At 64.0% G+C, this 18,613-nt stretch carries 14 protein-coding genes; 8 read left to right on the top strand and 6 right to left on the bottom strand.

What is annotated here, in order from left to right:
- The first annotated feature begins 279 nt into the window (after positions 1–279).
- Both rplM and rpsI read left to right on the top strand, forming a co-directional pair.
- Entirely contained in the window at positions 280–723 is a 444-nt protein-coding gene (gene rplM, locus ACS5PJ_RS09715; RefSeq protein ID WP_015937805.1) for a 50S ribosomal protein L13, read from the top strand.
- 38 nt (positions 724–761) lie between these two features.
- Positions 762–1,268, top strand: a complete 507-nt coding sequence (gene rpsI, locus ACS5PJ_RS09710) for a 30S ribosomal protein S9 (protein ID WP_104136643.1) — start codon at positions 762–764, stop codon at positions 1,266–1,268.
- Between the two features lie 63 nt (positions 1,269–1,331).
- Here rpsI and ACS5PJ_RS09705 read toward each other — a convergent pair whose 3' ends face one another.
- Positions 1,332–3,161 (bottom strand): ArnT family glycosyltransferase, encoded by a 1,830-nt coding sequence (locus ACS5PJ_RS09705; protein ID WP_439434696.1) that lies wholly within the window; start codon positions 3,159–3,161, stop codon positions 1,332–1,334.
- 163 nt (positions 3,162–3,324) lie between these two features.
- On the opposite strand from ACS5PJ_RS09705, the gene glmM reads away from it, so the two are divergent.
- Positions 3,325–4,686 carry a phosphoglucosamine mutase gene (gene glmM / locus ACS5PJ_RS09700; protein ID WP_439434695.1) on the top strand — a complete coding sequence of 454 codons (1,362 nt, stop codon included), beginning with the start codon at positions 3,325–3,327 and terminating at the stop codon, positions 4,684–4,686.
- Here glmM and ACS5PJ_RS09695 read toward each other — a convergent pair.
- From ACS5PJ_RS09695 to coaA, 5 genes are all read right to left on the bottom strand, one after another.
- The gene (locus ACS5PJ_RS09695) at positions 4,683–5,849 is read right to left on the bottom strand and encodes a putative hexosyltransferase (RefSeq protein ID WP_439434694.1); all 1,167 of its coding nucleotides are present in this window, start codon (positions 5,847–5,849) and stop codon (positions 4,683–4,685) included. The two genes, glmM and ACS5PJ_RS09695, sit on opposite strands and share 4 nt — an antisense overlap.
- 109 nt (positions 5,850–5,958) lie before the next feature.
- Positions 5,959–6,348: a large conductance mechanosensitive channel protein MscL gene (mscL, locus tag ACS5PJ_RS09690; RefSeq protein ID WP_439434693.1), complete on the bottom strand. Its 390-nt coding sequence runs from the start codon at positions 6,346–6,348 to the stop codon at positions 5,959–5,961.
- Between the two features lie 121 nt (positions 6,349–6,469).
- On the bottom strand, positions 6,470–7,795 hold the full coding sequence (locus ACS5PJ_RS09685) for a glycosyltransferase family 87 protein (RefSeq protein ID WP_439434692.1): 1,326 nt from the start codon (positions 7,793–7,795) through the stop codon (positions 6,470–6,472).
- Positions 7,796–7,855: 60 nt separating this feature from the next.
- On the bottom strand, positions 7,856–8,737 hold the full coding sequence (locus tag ACS5PJ_RS09680) for a M15 family metallopeptidase (protein WP_439434691.1): 882 nt from the start codon (positions 8,735–8,737) through the stop codon (positions 7,856–7,858).
- 5 nt (positions 8,738–8,742) lie between these two features.
- Entirely contained in the window at positions 8,743–9,708 is a 966-nt protein-coding gene (coaA, locus tag ACS5PJ_RS09675; RefSeq protein ID WP_439434690.1) for a type I pantothenate kinase, read from the bottom strand.
- 88 nt (positions 9,709–9,796) lie between these two features.
- Here coaA and glmS point away from each other — a divergent pair, with 88 nt between their 5' ends.
- From glmS to treY, 5 genes are all read left to right on the top strand, one after another.
- Complete coding sequence (gene glmS, locus ACS5PJ_RS09670; RefSeq protein WP_439434689.1) at positions 9,797–11,689, top strand: glutamine--fructose-6-phosphate transaminase (isomerizing); 1,893 nt, start codon at positions 9,797–9,799, stop codon at positions 11,687–11,689.
- A 257-nt stretch (positions 11,690–11,946) separates the two neighbouring features.
- Positions 11,947–12,309, top strand: a complete 363-nt coding sequence (locus ACS5PJ_RS09665; protein ID WP_439434688.1) for a holo-ACP synthase — start codon at positions 11,947–11,949, stop codon at positions 12,307–12,309.
- Positions 12,310–12,339: 30 nt separating this feature from the next.
- Complete coding sequence (locus ACS5PJ_RS09660) at positions 12,340–13,953, top strand: NAD(P)H-hydrate epimerase (protein WP_439434687.1); 1,614 nt, start codon at positions 12,340–12,342, stop codon at positions 13,951–13,953.
- 70 nt (positions 13,954–14,023) lie between these two features.
- Positions 14,024–16,285 (top strand): glycogen debranching protein GlgX, encoded by a 2,262-nt coding sequence (gene glgX / locus ACS5PJ_RS09655; protein ID WP_439434686.1) that lies wholly within the window; start codon positions 14,024–14,026, stop codon positions 16,283–16,285.
- Positions 16,282–18,612: a malto-oligosyltrehalose synthase gene (gene treY / locus ACS5PJ_RS09650; RefSeq protein ID WP_439434685.1), complete on the top strand. Its 2,331-nt coding sequence runs from the start codon at positions 16,282–16,284 to the stop codon at positions 18,610–18,612. The genes glgX and treY overlap by 4 nt, the downstream gene beginning before the upstream one ends.
- Position 18,613: the final 1 nt, after the last annotated feature.

Below are 18,613 nucleotides of genomic sequence, written 5' to 3'. Positions count from 1 at the left end.
CTCAGGCCGGCGGGCTGCGAAAGACTGTCCGGCTCACCCATTTTGACCCCGGGGCCCGGTTCAAGCTAACATTGGTAGTCGTTGTGCGTGTCCTTTCTCGATGATGCGTGCCCGCTTGAGAATCCGGTTGCAGGATAACTACTCAACGTGCACATTCGGGACTTTAGGATGACTGGTTACATAGAGCCCTCACCTCTGTTCCGGTAGCGCATAGATAGTAGGTGCACACCTTAAGTGACGCCTAAACAAGAACGCCAGAACAAGAACGAGGCAAAAACCGTGCGTACGTACACCCCGAAGCCCGGCGATATCAACCGCCAGTGGCACGTCATTGACGCCACAGACGTTGTCCTTGGTCGTCTCGCGAGCCAGACCGCAATCCTGCTGCGCGGCAAGCACAAGGCCACCTTTGCGTCCCACATGGACATGGGCGACTTCGTCATCATCATCAACGCTGAAAAGGTCGCCCTGACCGGCGCCAAGCTGGAGCAGAAGCGCGCATACCGCCACTCCGGCTACCCGGGCGGCCTGACCTCCGTCAACTACGCGGAACTCCTGGAATCCAACCCGGTCCGCGCCGTTGAGAAGGCTATCAAGGGCATGCTCCCCAAGAACTCCCTCGCTGCACAGCAGCTGGGCAAGCTGAAGGTGTACCGCGGTGCGGAGCACCCCCACGCCGCGCAGCAGCCCAAGACTTTCGAAATCACCCAGGTCGCCCAGTAGTCCTGGCCACCAAACAACTTATCTATACAAGGAGAATCGTGGCTCAGAACGAAGAGACCACCGAAGCCGTTGAGGCTGAGGAAACCCTGACCAGCTACACCTCAGAAAGCGGAGCTGCTGAAGCTGCTGCGCCGAAGAAGGAGCGCCCGGCACTGACCGTTGCCGGCGCAGCTGTTGGCCGCCGCAAGGAAGCTGTTGCCCGCGTCCGCGTTGTGCCGGGTTCCGGCAAGTGGACCATCAACGGCCGCGCGCTGGACAACTACTTCCCGAACAAGCTGCACCAGCAGGACGTCAACGAGCCCTTCAAGATCCTTGATCTTGATGGTGCCTACGACGTCATCGCCCGTATCCACGGTGGTGGCATCTCCGGCCAGGCCGGTGCCCTGCGCCTCGGCATCGCCCGTTCACTGAACGAGATCGACGTCGAGAACAACCGCGCCATCCTGAAGAAGGCCGGCTACCTGTCTCGTGACGCCCGCGTCATCGAGCGTAAGAAGGCCGGTCTCAAGAAGGCCCGTAAGGCTCAGCAGTACTCCAAGCGCTAAGCCCGCTTACACAGAATCCCGTCCCGCCATTGGCGGGGCGGGATTCTGTCACTTAAGGGAACATCATGATTTTGGCAGCCGCTGCCGAAGATCAAACACGTCCATCGCACCTATCTGCTCAGGGACGAAGTTGGCCCGCACCCAGTCGGTTACGTCGTCGGCAAACTCCGCCTCGGGCTCGATGTCCTGGGAATCATGACGGACGACGTAGTACCTGATTTGTCCGGATTCGATGTACTCACTGAACTGAGAAATTGTCGGGTACGGTGTTCCGCCGTTAAAGCCTGCAACGGGCATAACCGGCAGCTCCAGGTTGAGCTGATACTCAGCGGCATTGAGGGCTCCTGGCGAAGCAGCAGCCCAGCGTGTTTCCGGATTGGCGGCGTTATGGAGAAAATCCACGACCTCTTCCTCTGCCGGGTGGCCCAAAGCCGATCCCCTGATGCGTTGGCTGTTTCCGGGAGGCCAGAGAGAAGGATCCGGTGAATCAAGAATCGCAGGGCTCCCGATCATGGATGCGGCCGGAGAGACACCCGTGTGCGGGCTGGCTATGGCTGAGGCTGAGAGCAACAAGGGTCCCAGGCCGCAGGTCGCAGCGATGAAGCAAGCGGCGGAACGGCGTGCTATCCGATGACGGATCCGGAACACAACCAGTTCGCAGCTGATGACGCAAAAGGCCACGACCGCCATGGCAAATGCAGGGCCCAAAGCAGATGACTTTGTCAGGTATCCAAACGCGATAATTCCACTGGCCAAAACAGCCAACGACAAAACAATCCTGTACGGCAGCCACCTCTGTGCAGGCCGGAGTATCTCCCAGGTCCCTCCTACTATTATCGCAATCGGCGGTGCCAAGGCGATCAGGTAATACGGATGAATGACGCCACCCATGAAACTGAAAACCGCTGCATAGCAAAGCAGCCATCCGCCGGCAAAGAGCAGGGTTGCGCGGCGGGGGTCTAAGCGCTGCTGGTGGCGGAGGTAGACCAATGTTGCGAGCAGAAGGAGAATTGCCGCCGGCAACAACCAGGCACCCTGACTGCCGAATGACGAGTACTGGATGAGCCGCAGAGGTCCGGGAGGGGCCGCTGACTGCCCGGGGGTCCCGCCCCCGGCCTCTCCCAAAATCCTGCCCAGACCGTTCTGCCGGAGGAGTACTTCAACGAAGCTGTTCGTAAATGAACCTCCTGCATAAGGCCTCTCATCAGGCGGTGTCGCTTGCGCAATCAGGATCCACCACATCGCCATGGCGACGACTGCTGCCATTCCTGCGACCAATTGCGCGAGTCTTCGCTTGAGTGGGCCTGGACCGGCATACAAGTACACACCCGCCAAGGCCGGAAGCAGCAGCAGCGCCTGAGCAGACTTCGCCAGAAACCCGACGCCAATGACAGCACCGGCGCCGACCACCCAGCGCCAGCGTCCATCGTCGGACGCCCGGACCATGAGGTACGTCGCCAGTGTCAGCAGGAAGACGAGCAGCGCATCGGGATTGTTATAGCGAAACATCACAGCCGCAGCTGGAGTAAGAAGTACTACAACGCTCGCTATCATCGCGGAACTGTGCCGAAAGTGACGGCGCACCGTGGCATACGTGAGTGCGACCGTGCCGGCACCGAGAAGCGCATGCGGAACAAGCAGGCTCCATGAGCTCAGGCCAAACAGGCGCACGGAGATGGCTGTGAGCCAAATGCTTGCCGGTAACTTGTCAATGGTGATGCTGTTGCCGCTGTCCAAGGAGCCGAAGAAAAATGCCTTCCAATCTTGGGCCCCTGCCTGGGCGGCCGCCGCGTAGTAGCCGTTGCCCCAGCCATTCAAATCCAGTCGCCATAGATACGCAGCAGCGGCAGCAGTGACAACCGCGGCCAGCCCTATCGCATCAGTTCGTTTCAATGCGGTGCCTCCCGGTCGCTGCAATTCGAATAGCGCTGGGAGACCCCAATGCCCTGTAGGCGAAGATACATCAGGTGCTGGCGGCGGACCGTAAGCACCACGGAAAAACAAGCATCCAAGGGTGGAAACAAGCCCCTGCACCCCCATCCTCTAGACTTGACCGGTGTCTAGATTATTTGGAACAGATGGTGTCCGGGGCTTGGCGAACGGCCTGTTGACGGCGGAGCTGGCGATGCAACTCGCCCAGGCGGCCGCCGTCGTACTTGGCCACGACCGCAGTACCAGCCGCAGCAGACCCCGCGCCGTGGTGGCGAGAGACCCCCGTGCCAGCGGGGAATTCATAGCCGCCGCCGTTGAAGCGGGGCTCTCGAGTTCGGGGATCGACGTCTATGACGCGGGCGTTCTCCCGACGCCCGCGGCGGCCTATCTCGTGGCCGATCTGGATGCCGACTTCGGAGTCATGATCTCGGCATCGCACAACCCTGCGCCGGACAACGGCATCAAGTTCTTTGCCCGCGGCGGGCAGAAGCTCCCTGACGACGTCGAAAACGCCATCGAGGAGCAAATGGGCAAAGACCCGGTCCGGCCCCTCGGAAGCGACGTAGGCCGGATCCAGCGCTTCTCTGACGCAGAGGACCGCTACATCGTGCACCTCCTCGGGACCCTTCCGCACCGCCTCGACGGGCTGAAGGTGGTTCTGGACTGCGCCCACGGAGCAGCCAGCGGCTGCTCGCCCCAGGTGTTCAAGGATGCCGGCGCGGACGTCGTCGTAATCGGTGCCGAACCGGACGGCCACAACATCAACGACGGCGTGGGTTCCACCCACCTCGGACCGCTCAAGGAAGCAGTGGTCAGGTACAGTGCGGACCTGGGCATTGCCCACGACGGCGATGCTGACCGGTGCCTGGCCGTCGACCACGAGGGCAACGAAGTTGACGGCGACCAGATCATGGCCATTCTTGCTGTTGCTCTGAAGGCCTCCGGCAAGCTGATCGACGACGTCCTGGTGGCCACGGTCATGAGCAACCTAGGCCTCAAAATTGCGCTCCGCAAAGCGGGCATCAGCATCCGGGAAACAGCTGTAGGGGATCGCTACGTGTTGGAAAGCATGCGCGAAGGCGGCTTCAACCTCGGCGGTGAACAGTCCGGCCATGTGATCTTCGCTGACTACGCCACCACGGGCGATGGCGTACTCACCGGATTGCAGCTGGCCGCACAGATCGCACTGACTGGCCGGCCGCTCAAGCAGCTCGCCACTGTGATGACCAAACTTCCGCAGGTCCTGATCAACGTCGAGGGAGTGGACCGCACCCGCGTGAACAGCTCAGAGACCTTGGCAAAGGCAGTGGCGGCGGCTGAGGCCGAGTTGGGTGAGACCGGACGGGTCCTGCTGCGTCCTTCCGGCACTGAGCCCGTTGTACGCGTCATGGTGGAGGCCGGCGACGAAGCGACCGCTCACGCTATCGCGGAGCGTCTTGCACATGTGGTTCGCACCGAGCTCGCGCTTGAGCTCGTCGCAGACTAAACGGCCGCTAGGGTCTTCGGTTCTGGTGGCCGTGCCCGCCATAGTGCTAGCAGGAGTATCCCCACAGCGAAGCACTGAACGATGGATGCCAGCAGGAGCGGCCACACGTACCGATAGCCGGTGAAGTGGAGGACGTAAGCAAGAAGGCCCGTGGCAGCTAGGAGCCACGGAATGAGGGACAGGTTCTTGCGGCCGAGCAGGAGCAGGGACAAGACTTCGGCCGCGAAGAAATAGCGATCGTGCATTTGCGGAAGCAAGAGTGGGCAAATAGCTACCACCGTCGTCGACAAAAGGACGCGCCTCTCCGCCGAATCGGGTCCACGCCAGTAAGCGACTGCCACCACCAGGAGTGCAGCCCCGCAAACCAGGATTGCCGGGACTCTTCCTTCACTGGCGGAAACCGACGGGAACCATGCGTAGAGGTTAACGGCGCCAGTGGCCAGGTTGTCCTCTTGGGTCTGATGAAAATACACGCCAAAGGTACTGGCCAGCGAGCGGCCGAACAGCATCGGCAGACTGCTCAGCAGCGTCCACATGACAACAGCCATCGCCGGCAGACCCAGACTGTGGCGGTTCCGGAGAGCAATGAGCACCAACGCCGGCAGGAAGAACACTGCCTGTAGTTTGAAGGACAATGCCACGGCCCACCACAACCAAGCGCTGCGGTCATGATTCCGTAGGAGGCTTCGTAGCGAAAACAAGAGGAATGAAGAGTAGATGGAGTCACATTGGCCCCACATGCTGGCGTTGAGTAGAACGGTAGGCAGGAAGAGCGCTATCAGGGCTGCTGCTTCTGGTAGCAGCCGGGTAGGCCGGAGTTGCGCAACGACTGCTCGGACCGAGAGCGCGAGTAAAACGTCCCCTGAAATTGAGACTATTTTCACTGCATAATGTGGTTCTACGGGCAGGAAGCGGCCGAGGAACAGCAGGAACATATAAGGAAAATTGTAGTTCGAGAATTCCCCACCCAAGGCGGAGATGCCGTGGTCACGGAACTCCTGCAACCAAGGCACGAAGAACAGCCTGGAGTCTTCGCTGACATGCGGAAACAGTGCTAGGCGGCTTGCCAAAGCAACGCCCCCGGCGGTCCAGAGCACCCATGTTGGAAGATGCCGTGATGGCACGCCAGTCCTGGACCGCTGCATACTTTTGGATTCCCCCATTGCGCCATCATTCGGTGCCGGACGGCAGCGTGTCAATGAAGGGGTGCAAAACCAGCGACGTGGCCACCTTCGGAACGGAGCGGGCCGCACTGATCGGTGGAAAGAGGACTTAGAGGGGCCGGCTCTGCAGCGCGTCGCGGATCTCGGTGAGCAGGGCGATCTGCGGGTCTTCTGCGGATTCTTCCTTAATATCGGGGTTTATGCCGAGACGGCGGTTGCGGCGTTCGATCATGTGGTTCATAGGCACAATCACCACGAAGTAGATGGCGGCGGCCACCAGCACGAAGGAAATGATGGACGCGATGACGGATCCATACATGAATCCCTCCCACTGCATTTCCGCAATGCCCTTGGCATTGAACAGACGGCCGATCAGCGGTGTGAGCAGGCCCTCGACAATTGAGGTCACGACGGCGCCGAAAGCGGCACCCATCACGACGGCGACGGCAAGGTCTACGACGTTGCCCTTCATGATGAAATTCTTGAATCCTGTTAACATAGGATCCAAGCTAGTGCATCGAAGTAGGCCTCAGATGACGCGGCAGTAAATTCTTGGCGTGTCGAGGCGACGTGGCCGCACAGCCGGTAGCGCCTCGCACAGTTGGGCACGCGAACGTCAGCTAACGATAATCCTTTGGTGAGTCCGACTGTTCTGCTTCTTGCGGTGCTCGCAGGTTGCCTGATCTCAATTCTCGAATTGACTCGAGCCAAATGGCGACGAGAGGTAGCGCAGACCATGGGGCATCGACGATTCCGGCAGGCCATGGCAACGGACGGGCCAGCATATGAAGTGGAGCAACCAGCCACATCAGCGTGAATGCCAAAAATGTTGCCACGCGCAGGGATGGCGAGGAGCGCCGCTCGAGCAGGAAGACCACCACGGGAACGAACAGCACGGCATCGTACGTTGCCAGATGCGGAGAGAACGTGACGGTTGTTGCCAACGTCGCAATCCAAACCGCCCGGGGGTCGATGACGGCCTTCCTGAGACGAAGGAGAGTGGACACGAGGACAGTTGCTCCTATGGGGAGGGAAGCTGTTGTCAGGAGGGGGGCGACTCCGGCGCCCCACTCGGGTGGCAGCAGCGCTTGTACAAAGGAGGGGAGACCCACCATTTTCCAGGCCTGGCCCTGTTGCACTTCATCCATATATAAGGGGCTCGAAATGGCGGCGGTCCATTGGCGGATTCCATCGATTCCCACTAAGCCAAGCGAAACAGCACTGATGGCGGCCACCACTGCCGAGAAAGCAGCCAGCGCCTTGTAGTTTCGTGTGGCCAGCAGAACAAGCGGTACCACGAGGACCAACTGCGGCTTCGCAAACCCCAGGCCCAGGACCGCTCCTGCCCAGAGCGGATGGCAGGTCTGGAACAGGCGGATCCCGACGAGCCACAACACGAGGACGAAAGCGGAATCCTGGCCGCTGCCCATAATCTCGAACGTGGGTGGTGCGGCAAGGACAGCCACGATGACGAGCTTGCGCTTGTGAGGCACGAGAGTTGGCGCGATCGTATCCAAGCTGCGTATGCACCACACAAGCAGTGCAGAACTCAGGACCGACCAGAAGATCCCGCTCACGTTGTAGGGCATAAGGGCCAGCGGGGCATAGAGAGCAGCCACGATAGGCGGCGAAACGAACCAGGCCAGATCAGCCGTTGCTCCTATCGCTGCGCCTTGGATCTGGTTCTGGGTCTGGGGATCATATAGCTCACGGGGGTTCTCCCACAGCAGCAGTCCGCCCGTCCAGTGGGCAAGATAGTCTGGCAGGAGTGTCCCATGTCCGCCGGCGTCCAGGATGTGCGCGACGGTGGCCGCCGCCAGCCCCAGTCCGCCGGCGACGATCAAGATGACCGGATAGATGCGCAGCCGTTCCGGCGTGATCAGCAAGTCAACAAGGGTTACAAGGCGTCGAACGCGCGCTTGCCTGAAATCGGTTCCATCACTCATGATCTGCATTTCCTAGTCTCCCAGCCATGGATAGGGAGACTGCAGGGCCCCCTGATTCACTCACGGATACCCCGGCGCCGCTTCCACCCCGAAGTACTCCTCCACCGTGCTGATGCCCCGGTTCGCCATGTCCGTGGCGGCTTCGACGCCGATGAACCGCAGGTGCCAGGGCTCGTAGTAGTAGCCGGTGACCGGGTGGAACATCCACGGGTACCGCACCACAAAGCCGAAGCGGTGGCCGTTCGCTTTCGCCCACACAGCCGCCGGCTGGTCGGCGAAGCAGGGCTGGAAGCTGCACACCCCGCCGCCGTCGCCGATGTCGAAGGCCCAGCCTGTCTGGTGCTCCGAGCAGCCGGGGCGGGCGCTGGCGGTGTCGGCGTCCGCTTGCCCTCGGGTCGCCACATAACCGTTGTAGGTGCTCACCTGCGTGACATACGAGCGGTAACCGCTCGCCAGTGTCATGACCACCCCGTCCCGCGCGGCGGCGGCGAACATCGCTTCCGCGGAAGCCGCCGTTGTGCTGTTCAGCAGGGCGGCCTCGCCGGACACCGCCAGCTGGACGTTGGGCTGGACCAGGTCCGCCGGAACGTAATCCGCCGGAGCCAGCGGCCGGTGCTTGTTGACCACCAGCCAGGGGCTGGCCGGGTCCGTCAGCGAGAACTGCCGGGGCAACGCTGCCGACGGCGATGCGGGAGCCGGCGCAGGCGGCTCAACTGCCGCCGTCGTACTTTCCACTGCCGGGGACGCCGCAGGAGAGGGAGACTCAGAGGTCACCGCAGGCGAAGTGGATAAGGATAAGGACGACGACGGCGCCACCACCGGAGGTGCTGCCGGTGTGCACGCTGCAAGGACCGTCAGCCCGGCGCCCGCGGCGAGGAACCGGGCGAAGGAGCGCCGGCTCGCCCCCGAGTGAACAGGGCCCTCCACGCAGTTGTGGCACATGCGTGTTAAACCTTTCGCAGGAGCATGCGGCGGATGGAGTGGTCCATGTCCTTGGTCAGCACCAGCTGGGCGCGGCCCCGCGTGGGGAGGACGTTCTCCTCAAGGTTGGGCTCGTTGATGCGCTTCCAGATGTCGCGGGCGGTCCGCTCGGCCTCGGTGGGGGACAGCGTGGCGTAGCGGTGGAAGTAGGACTCCGGCTGCGCGAACGCCGTGCTCTGGAGCTTGCGGAACCGCTCCACGTACCACTCCTCGATGTAGGAGGTCTTGGCGTCCACATAGATGGAGAAGTCGAAGAAGTCGCTCAGCGCCAGCCCCTGGCGGCCGTCATGGCGGGGACGGGCGGGAGCCAGCACGTTCAGGCCCTCGACGATCAGCACATCCGGGCGGCGGACCACCACTTCCTTGTCCGGAACGATGTCGTAGGTGACGTGCGAGTACCAGGGCGCCCGGACCTCCTCCGCGCCGCCTTTGATTTCGCTCACAAAACGCAGCAGGGCCCGCCGGTCGTAGGACTCCGGGAAGCCCTTGCGTTCCAGTAGCTGACGCCGCTTCAGCTCGGCCAACGGATAGAGGAAGCCGTCGGTGGTGATCAGCTCGACATTGGGGGTGCCTGGCCAGCGCCGCAGCATCTCCCGGAGCACACGGGCAATGGTGGACTTTCCCACCGCCACCGATCCTGCAACGCCGATAACAAAGGGGGTGCGCTGGGTCTGCTCGCCGAGGAACGTGGTGGTGGCCGCGTGCAGCTGACCTGCGGCTTCCACATAGAGGTGCAGCAGCCGGGACAGCGGCAGGTAGACCTCGCGGATCTCCTTCATGTCCAGGGGATCGCCGAGGCCACGCAGGCGGACGATGTCCTCTTCGTTAAGGGGCTGCTCCATCTGGGCAGCCAGGCGGGACCAGGTTTGCCGGTCCAGCTCCACGAACGGGGAGACGCCCTCGCCGTTCGCTTCGTTGCGTTGCACAGTCACTATAGAGATTCTGCCCTTCCCGCGGCTCAGAATGAAATGACAGGATCCCGGTTTAGATCTCAACCCGGCTGCCGATAAGCTGGAGCCCATGTGTGGAATCGTTGGATATGTGGGCCACTCCGCTGGCCGTGGAAATGCCGGCCACAGTGCGCTGGATGTGGTCCTTGAGGGATTGCGCCGCCTGGAGTACCGGGGCTACGACTCGGCAGGTGTGGCGGTGGTTTCGCAGGGTGCCATCGAATCCCGGAAGAAGTCAGGCAAGCTGAGCAACCTCCTGGCGGAGCTGGAAGCGCATCCTCTGCCGGAAACGTTCACAGGCATCGGGCACACGCGCTGGGCCACGCACGGCGGCCCCACCGACCAGAACGCTCACCCGCACCTGTCCGACGGCGGCAAGCTGGCGCTGATCCACAACGGCATCATCGAGAACTTCGCCGAGCTCAAGCTTGAGCTCCTGAAAAAGGGCTACACTTTCGAGTCCGAGACTGACACCGAGGTTGCCGCCGTGCTGCTCGGCGACATCTTCCGCACCAAACTGAACGGTGAGACGTCCGACGGCGGCCTGACGAAGGCCATGCAGTTCGCCTGCCAGCGCCTCGAGGGTGCTTTCACCCTGCTCGCCGTGCACGCCGACCAGCCCGATGTTGTGGTTGCTGCCCGCCGCAACTCACCGTTGGTGGTTGGCCTGGGCGAGGGCGAGAACTTCCTGGGCTCCGATGTTTCCGGATTCATCGACTACACCCGCCGTGCAGTGGAGTTGGGCCAGGACCAGATCGTCACCATCACCGCGGACACCATGGAGATCACCGACTTCTACGGCGCCCCGGCCGAGGGCAAGGAATACCACGTGGACTGGGACCCGGAATCTGCGGAAAAGGGCGGCTTCCCGTCCTTTATGGAGAAGGAAATCCACGACCAGCCCGACGCCGTCCTGCAGACCCTGCTGGGCCGCTCCGACATCAACGGCAAGCTGACCCTGGACGAGCTTCGGATCGACCCTGAACTGTTGAAGAACGTTGACAAGATCATCGTCCTGGCCTGTGGAACCTCCGCTTACGCCGGTCAGGTGGCCAAGTACGCCATCGAGCACTGGTGCCGGATCGCCACCGAGGTGGAACTCTCCCACGAATTCCGCTACCGCGACCCGATTGTTGACGCGAACACCCTGGTGGTGTCCATCTCCCAGTCCGGCGAGACCATGGACACGCTGATGGCCGTCCGCTACGCCAAGGAACAGGGCGCCAAGACCCTCTCCATCTGCAACACGAACGGCTCCACCATCCCGCGCGAATCCGACGCCGTGCTTTACACACACGCCGGACCGGAGATTGCGGTGGCCTCCACCAAGGCCTTCATTGCGCAGATTGCTGCCGCCTACCTGCTGGGCCTCTACCTGGCCCAGCTGCGCGGCAACAAGTTCCAGGGCGAGATCAAGGACATCCTGGCGGACCTGCACAAGATCCCTGCCAAGATCCAGAGAATCCTCGACAACGAGGCACAGATCAAGGAACTCGGTGTCTCCATGAAGGACGCCAAGTCCGTGCTGTTCCTGGGCCGCCACGTCGGCTACCCGGTGGCCATGGAAGGCGCGCTCAAGCTCAAGGAGCTCGCCTACATCCACGCTGAGGGCTTCGCCGCCGGCGAGCTCAAGCACGGCCCGATCGCGCTGATCGAGGAAGGCCAGCCCGTCTTTGTGGTGGTCCCTTCGCCGCGTGGCCGGGACTCACTGCATTCCAAGGTTGTCTCCAACATCCAGGAAGTCCGGGCGCGTGGCGCCAAGACCATCGTGATCGCGGAAGAGGGAGACGAAGCGGTCAAGGCTTACGCCGAGCACGTCTTCTACATCCCCGAAACCCCCACCCTGCTGGCTCCGCTGCTCAGCACGGTCCCGCTGCAGATCTTCGCCCTGGCACTGGCCTCGGCCAAGGGCTACGACGTGGACCAGCCGCGCAACCTCGCCAAGAGCGTCACCGTAGAGTAGCCGGCGGCCGGCCCCCTGGGCCGTTTCGCTGCAAGGAAGCCCCGAGTCTCAGGCTTGGGGCTTTCTGTGCATTGCGGCCGGCGCCTGCCGGGCTCCTCGGTCCGCCTTGCGGAGGTCCACCTTGGACGTATTTGCGTAACTTATGTCCGTGCTGACCCTGCCGCGGCCCGGAAACCCGGGGTGCCGCGCCGTGCCAGGGACCAGGAGTGACGCCTTTACGGCACAGCAGGCGGCGGGCGTCACCGTAGAATAGCGCCATGATTGTTGGCATTGGCGTAGACGTTGTAGACATCGAGCGGTTCGGCCGCCAGCTTGAGCGCACCCCCGGGCTCCGGGACCGGCTGTTCGTGCCCGCGGAACGCGAGTTGAACACCCGCTCGCTGGCCGCACGGTTCGCTGCCAAGGAAGCGGTGGCTAAGGTCCTTGGCGCGCCGGCCGGCATGAACTGGCAGGACTGCTGGATCGGCCTTGACCAGAACGGGCCCACCGTCCAGATCAAAGGCACAGTCCTGGCAGTGGCCGAGGCCAAGGGCGTCAAACGCTGGCACCTGTCCATCAGCCACGACGGCGGGATCGCCACCGCCACCGTCCTGGCCGAAGGCGGAGTCCACCACGCGTAAAAGCCTGGATCCACCAACGGACCTGACATCATGATCAGCGCCTACACCGGAACCCAAGTCAGGGCGGCCGAAAAGCCGCTCCTGGCAACCGGCATGGGCGCTGTCCTGATGCAGCGCGCCTCCCACGGCCTCGCCAACGCGGTGGTCCGCGAGCTTCAGGCGCGGGGCCGGCGCACGTACGGAGCCAGCGTGGCCGTCCTCGCCGGCAAGGGAAACAACGGGGGAGACGGCCTCTTCGCCGCATCCTTCCTCGCAGCCCGGGGAATGCGTACGACGGCGGTACTCACCGGAGACGCCGCGCACACCGCGGCGCTGGCTGCTTTTGAGCGCGCCGGCGGGCGCATGCATCACCTCACCGAGTCGAACGCGGGCCAGCTGGCCGCGGAGGTGGCGGGTGCCGACGTCGTGATTGATGCTGTCCTGGGGACCGGCGCGCAAGGCGGGCTGCGGGGACCGGCTGCCGCCCTCATGACCGCACTCTCGGCGCTGAGGCGAACTTCCGGCCGGCCGGGGTCCGTGGTGGCCTGCGATATCCCCAGCGGCGTTGATTCGGACACCGGTGTTGCCCATGAGCCGGTGCTGTCCGCGGACCTGACTGTGACCTTCGGTGCGGCCAAAGCGGGGCTCCTGGCAGACCCTGGGGCCGACCATGCTGGCCGGGTCATCGTGGTGCCCATCGGCATCGAGGACGAACTGCCGTGGCCCGCCCTGCGCCGGCTCGAGCCGCTGGACCTGGCCCGGCTCCTCCCTCAACCCGGGCGGCGCTCGCACAAGTATTCGCGCGGCGTACTGGGCGTCGTCGCGGGATCCGCTGACTATCCGGGCGCAGCAGTGCTTGCCTGCCGCGGCGCGCTGGCCGCCGGCGTGGGCATGGTCCGCTACCTGGGTCCGCCCGAGGTCGCCGATCTGGTCCGCCGGTCCTGCCCGGAGGTGGTGTGCAGCACGGGCACCGTCGCCGAGAACCGGGTCCAGTCCTGGCTGGTGGGTTCGGGAATGGGCCCCGGCGACTCCGAACAGCTCAAGCGCGCCCGCCACGCCGTCGACTCGGGCCTGCCCGTCATTGCGGACGCCGGTGCCATCCCCGCCCTGCCCGACGTCCTGGCACCACAGGTGGTCCTGACCCCGCACGCCGGCGAGCTCGCCTCCCTGCTGCAACGACTCGGCTCTTCCCCGGACAGCCCGGATTTCGATCCCGCACCAGACCGCCCGGCAGTCGAGGCCGCCACCCTGGCCTGGGTCCGGCACGCCGCAGTCCAGACGGAGGCCACCGTACTGTTAAAGGGCGCCACCACCCTGGTCGCTTCCCCCTTCCAGGATTTCTACAGCCAGGCCGACGGCACGCCCTGGCTTGCCACCGCCGGCAGCGGGGACGTCCTGGCGGGGATCATCGGTGCGCTGCTCGCCCAACTGGGTTCCGACGTCGGCCGTTTCCGTGACGCCGGAATCGATCCCGACGAGCGCTGGGCGGCGATCGCTGCCCTGGGTGCCAGTCTCCACGGTCTCGCCGGGACAGCCGCGTCCGACGGCGGACCGCTCACCGCGGGGCGGATCGCGGACGCCATACCAGAGGTCTGGAGTAAAGTCAGCATGCTTAGTAAACAGGTGGGGCGGAAACGTAATAGTCACACCCACCCGCTACGGTAGGTTCAAGCCCTGAACCGGCAGGGGAGGCCATGCCTCCATGCCTGCCGTTGAACAACAATGAGGAGCACATATGGAAATCTGGCCCGGAACGGCGTATCCGCTTGGCGCCACATTTGACGGAACCGGCACCAACTTCGCCCTGTTCAGCGAACACGCTGAAAAAGTGGAGCTGTGCCTCTTCGATGACGAGGGTACGGAAACGCGGTTCCCGCTCGACGAAGTGGACGGCTATGTCTGGCACGGCTACATCCCGCAGGTCCAGCCCGGCCAGAAGTACGGCTACCGCGTCTACGGTCCGTATGATCCTGCGTCGGGCAGCAGGTTCAACCCGAACAAGCTCCTCCTTGACCCCTACGCCAAAGCCGTTCACGGGCAGGTGGACTGGGACCCGTCGCTGTTCTCCTACAACCTCGGCGATCCTGACTCCGTCAACAACGAGGACTCCGCTTCCCACATGATGATGGGCGTGGTCATCAACCCGTTCTTCGATTGGGACGGCGACCACAACCTCCGTGTCCCGTACCACAAGTCGGTCATTTACGAGGCACACGTCAAGGGCCTCACGGCGCTGCACCCGGAAGTCCCCGAAGAACAGCGCGGCACCTACGCGGGCGTGGCACACCCGTCGGTCATCTCGCACCTGCAGAAGCTCGGTGTCACCGCCATCGAACTGATGCCGGTACACCAGTTCGTCAACGACGGCACCCTGCAGGACCAGGGCCTGAACAACTACTGGGGCTACAACACCATCGGCTTCTTCGCGCCGCAGAACACCTACAGCTCCACCGGGGACACCGGCCAGCAGGTCCAGGACTTCAAAGCCATGGTCCGCTCGCTGCACCGGGCCGGCATCGAGGTGATCCTGGACGTGGTTTACAACCACACCGCCGAAGGCAACCACCTGGGCCCCACCCTGTCCTTCAAGGGCATTGACAACCCCTCCTACTACCGGCTGATGGAGGGGGACCAGAAGCACTACATGGACTACACGGGCACCGGCAACTCGCTCAACGTCCGTCAGCCCCACTCACTGCAGCTGCTGATGGACTCGCTGCGGTACTGGGTCACGGACATGCACGTGGACGGCTTCCGGTTCGACCTCGCCTCCGCCCTGGCCCGCGAGTTCTACGACGTGGACAAGCTGTCCACCTTCTTCGAACTTATCCAGCAGGACCCTGTCGTTTCCCAGGTCAAGCTGATCGCCGAGCCGTGGGACGTTGGCCCCGGCGGCTACCAGGTGGGCAACTTCCCGCCGCAGTGGACCGAGTGGAACGGCAAGTACCGCGACACCGTCCGTGACTTCTGGCGCGGCGAGCCGGCCACGCTGGGTGAATTCGCCTCCCGCATCACCGGCTCGGCAGACCTCTACGAGCACTCCGGCCGCCGTCCCGTGGCGTCCATCAACTTCGTCACCGCCCACGACGGCTTCACACTGGCGGACCTGGTGTCCTACAACGAGAAGCACAACGACGCCAACGGCGAAGGCAACAACGACGGCGAATCCCACAACCGGTCCTGGAACTGCGGGGTGGAAGGCCCCACCGACGATCCCGCCGTCCTTGGCCTGCGCGCGCGCCAGCAGCGGAACTTCATCGCATCCCTGCTGCTGTCGCAGGGCGTCCCCATGCTCCTGCACGGCGACGAGATGGGCCGCACCCAGCAGGGCAACAACAACGGCTACTGCCAGGACTCCGAGCTCACCTGGATCAACTGGGACAGCATCGACCAGCCCCTGGTGGAGTTCACCGCCGCGGTCAACGCGCTCCGCGCCAAGCACCCCACCTTCCGCCGGAGCCGGTTCTTCGACGGGCGGCCGGTGCTGCGAGGAGAGGGCGAGCGGCTGCCGGACATCGTATGGCTCAACCCCGACGGCGAGACCATGAAGCCGGACGCCTGGGACAGCGGATTCGGCCGGTCTGTCGGTGTGTTCCTCAATGGAGACGGCATCCAGGGCAAGGACAACCGCGGGCGCCGGATCACGGACGTGAACTTCCTGATGTACTTCAACGCCCACGACGACATGGTGAACTTCACCCTGCCTGCCGACGAGTACGCCCCCGCCTGGGACATCATCATCGACACCGCCGGCCACAACGCCGACACGGAGCCGGTCAAGGCCGGCGAAACCCTGCCTGTGGACGCAAAGTCCCTGGTGGTGCTCCGTGCCCACAGCGTTCCCGATGTTGAGCCCGACCACTCCGTGGCTGCATCGCTGGCCGCGCTGACCCAGACCACCACCAGTGAAACTGAGGCACTCAGCGCACCCATGGTGGCTGAGCCCGGGAAGACGACGAAGGTGGGGGCACGCCAGAAGAAGGAAACCAAAAAGTGAGGGTCCCGGCCTCCACTTACCGGCTCCAGATCCGCAGCAGCTTCACGCTCTTTGACGCAGCTGCCACTGTCCCGTACCTGAAGTCACTGGGGGCCGGGTGGGTTTACCTCTCACCCATCCTGACCGCGGAGCAGGGTTCCGATCACGGCTACGACGTGACGGACCCCTCCACGGTGGACCCGTCGCGGGGCGGGCCTGAGGGCCTGCTCGCGCTGTCCAAGGCAGCCCGCGAGCATGGCATGGGCGTGCTGGTGGACATCGTGCCCAACCACGTGGGGGTGGCGTCGCCGGCGCAGAACCCGTGGTGGTGGTCGCTGCTCCGGGAAGGACAGGGGTCGCCGTACGCTGACGCGTTCGACGTCGACTGGGACTTCGGCGGGGGCCGGATCCGGCTGCCCGTGCTGGGTTCGGATGAGGACCTGGAGAAGCTGGAGGTCAAGGGCGGCGAACTGCACTACTACGACCACCGCTTCCCGCTGGCCGAAGGTTCCTACTCTGACGGCGACTCACCGCAGGACATTCACAGCCGCCAGCACTACGAACTGGTCTCCTGGCGCCGCGCGGACAGGGAGCTGAACTACCGGCGCTTCTTCGCCGTCAGCACGCTGGCAGGCATCCGGGTGGAGGATCCCCGGGTCTTTGACGAGGCCCATGCGGAAGTGAAGCGCTGGTTCAGCGAGGGGCTGGTGGACGGCCTGCGCGTGGACCACCCCGACGGCCTGGCGGATCCCGAAGGGTACCTGCGCCGGCTCAAGGAAATCAGCGGCGGAGCCTACGTCCTGGTGGAGAAGATCCTGGAACCTGGGGAAGAGCTCCCGGCCGAATTCGACTGCGAAGGGACCACCGGCTACGACGCGTTGGCCGATCTGGACCGTGTGTTGGTGGACCCCGCAGGCGAGGCGCCGCTGAATGCACTGGACGCGGAGCTTCGCGGTACCACTGAACCGGCTGACTATGCGGCCATGATCCTGGGCACCAAGCGCGCCATCGCGGACGGGATCCTGCGTGCCGAGGTCCTGCGCCTGGCACGCCAGGTCCCTTCGGACGCGGGCCTGTCCGACGACGCGGCGGCGGACGCCATCGCCCAGATCATTGCGGCGTTCCCGGTCTACCGCACCTACCTGCCCACAGGCGAGGACGTCCTGCGTGAAGCGTGCGCGGCGGCTGCCGGGTCCAGGCCGGACCTTTCGGGCACGGTGGATGTCCTGCTGCCCCTGCTGCTGAAGCCTGAGACCGAACTGGGCCGGCGGTTCCAGCAGACGTCCGGAATGGTGATGGCCAAGGGTGTGGAGGACACGGCGTTCTACCGCTACACGCGGCTGGGCACCCTCACGGAGGTGGGAGCGGATCCCGTGGAGTTCTCGCTGTCCGTGGGGGAGTTCCACCGGCGGATGCAGAAACGCCAGGAAGAAATCCCGCTGTCCATGACCACGCTGAGCACCCACGACACCAAACGCAGCGAGGATGTGCGGTCGCGGATCTCGGTCATTGCCGAGCGCGTTCCGGAATGGGTGCAAGCTCTGAACGCGCTCCGCGACGCGGCGCCACTACCGGACGGCCCGTTTTCCACGCTGCTCTGGCAGGCTGTGGTTGGAGCCTGGCCCGCCAGCCGTGAGCGGCTGCACGGCTATGCCGAAAAGGCTGCCCGGGAGGCCGGCAACTCCACCACGTGGACGGACCCGGACGAGGAGTTCGAGGCCGCTGTGATGAAGGCTGTGGACTCGGCCTTCGATAACCCTGCCGTGAACTCTCTTGTGGTGGACTTTGTGGACTCCATAGCTCCGTACGGTGCCGCCAACTCGCTTGCCCTGAAGCTGCTCCAGCTGACCATGCCGGGGGTTCCGGACGTGTACCAGGGCACCGAGTTCTGGGACCGGTCCCTGACCGATCCGGACAACCGGCGTCCGTTCGACTTTGGCGCGCGCGAGTCCGCCCTGGCCGAACTGGATCACGGCGTCCTGCCCTCAGATATTCAGGATGATGCCACCAAACTGCTGGTGACCTCCCGGGCATTGCGGCTACGCCGGGACCGGCCGGAGCTGTTCCGGGGCTACCGGCCGCTGACGGCGTCGGGTGCTGCCGCTGACCATCTGGTTGCTTTTGGCCGTGGCGCTGAGGGCGCAACGGGCGCCGTGACGCTCGCTACCAGGCTGCCCTTCGGACTGGAACAGTCGGGCGGCTGGCGGGACACCGCCGTCGAGCTTCCCGCTGCCTTCCGGGACGAACTCACCGGGCGGACATACGGCCCGGGACGTGTGCCCGTGGCGGACATTCTCCAGCCTTACCCCGTGGCGCTGCTGGTGCCCGTGAATGGAGACAACGCGTGAG

Source organism: Pseudarthrobacter cremeus, from assembly GCF_051857465.1.
In the GTDB taxonomy this organism is placed as follows: Bacteria; Actinomycetota; Actinomycetes; order Actinomycetales; family Micrococcaceae; genus Arthrobacter.
The sequence above is the reverse complement of the archived record's forward strand: the minus strand, read 5'-3'. Positions and strand labels throughout refer to the sequence as shown.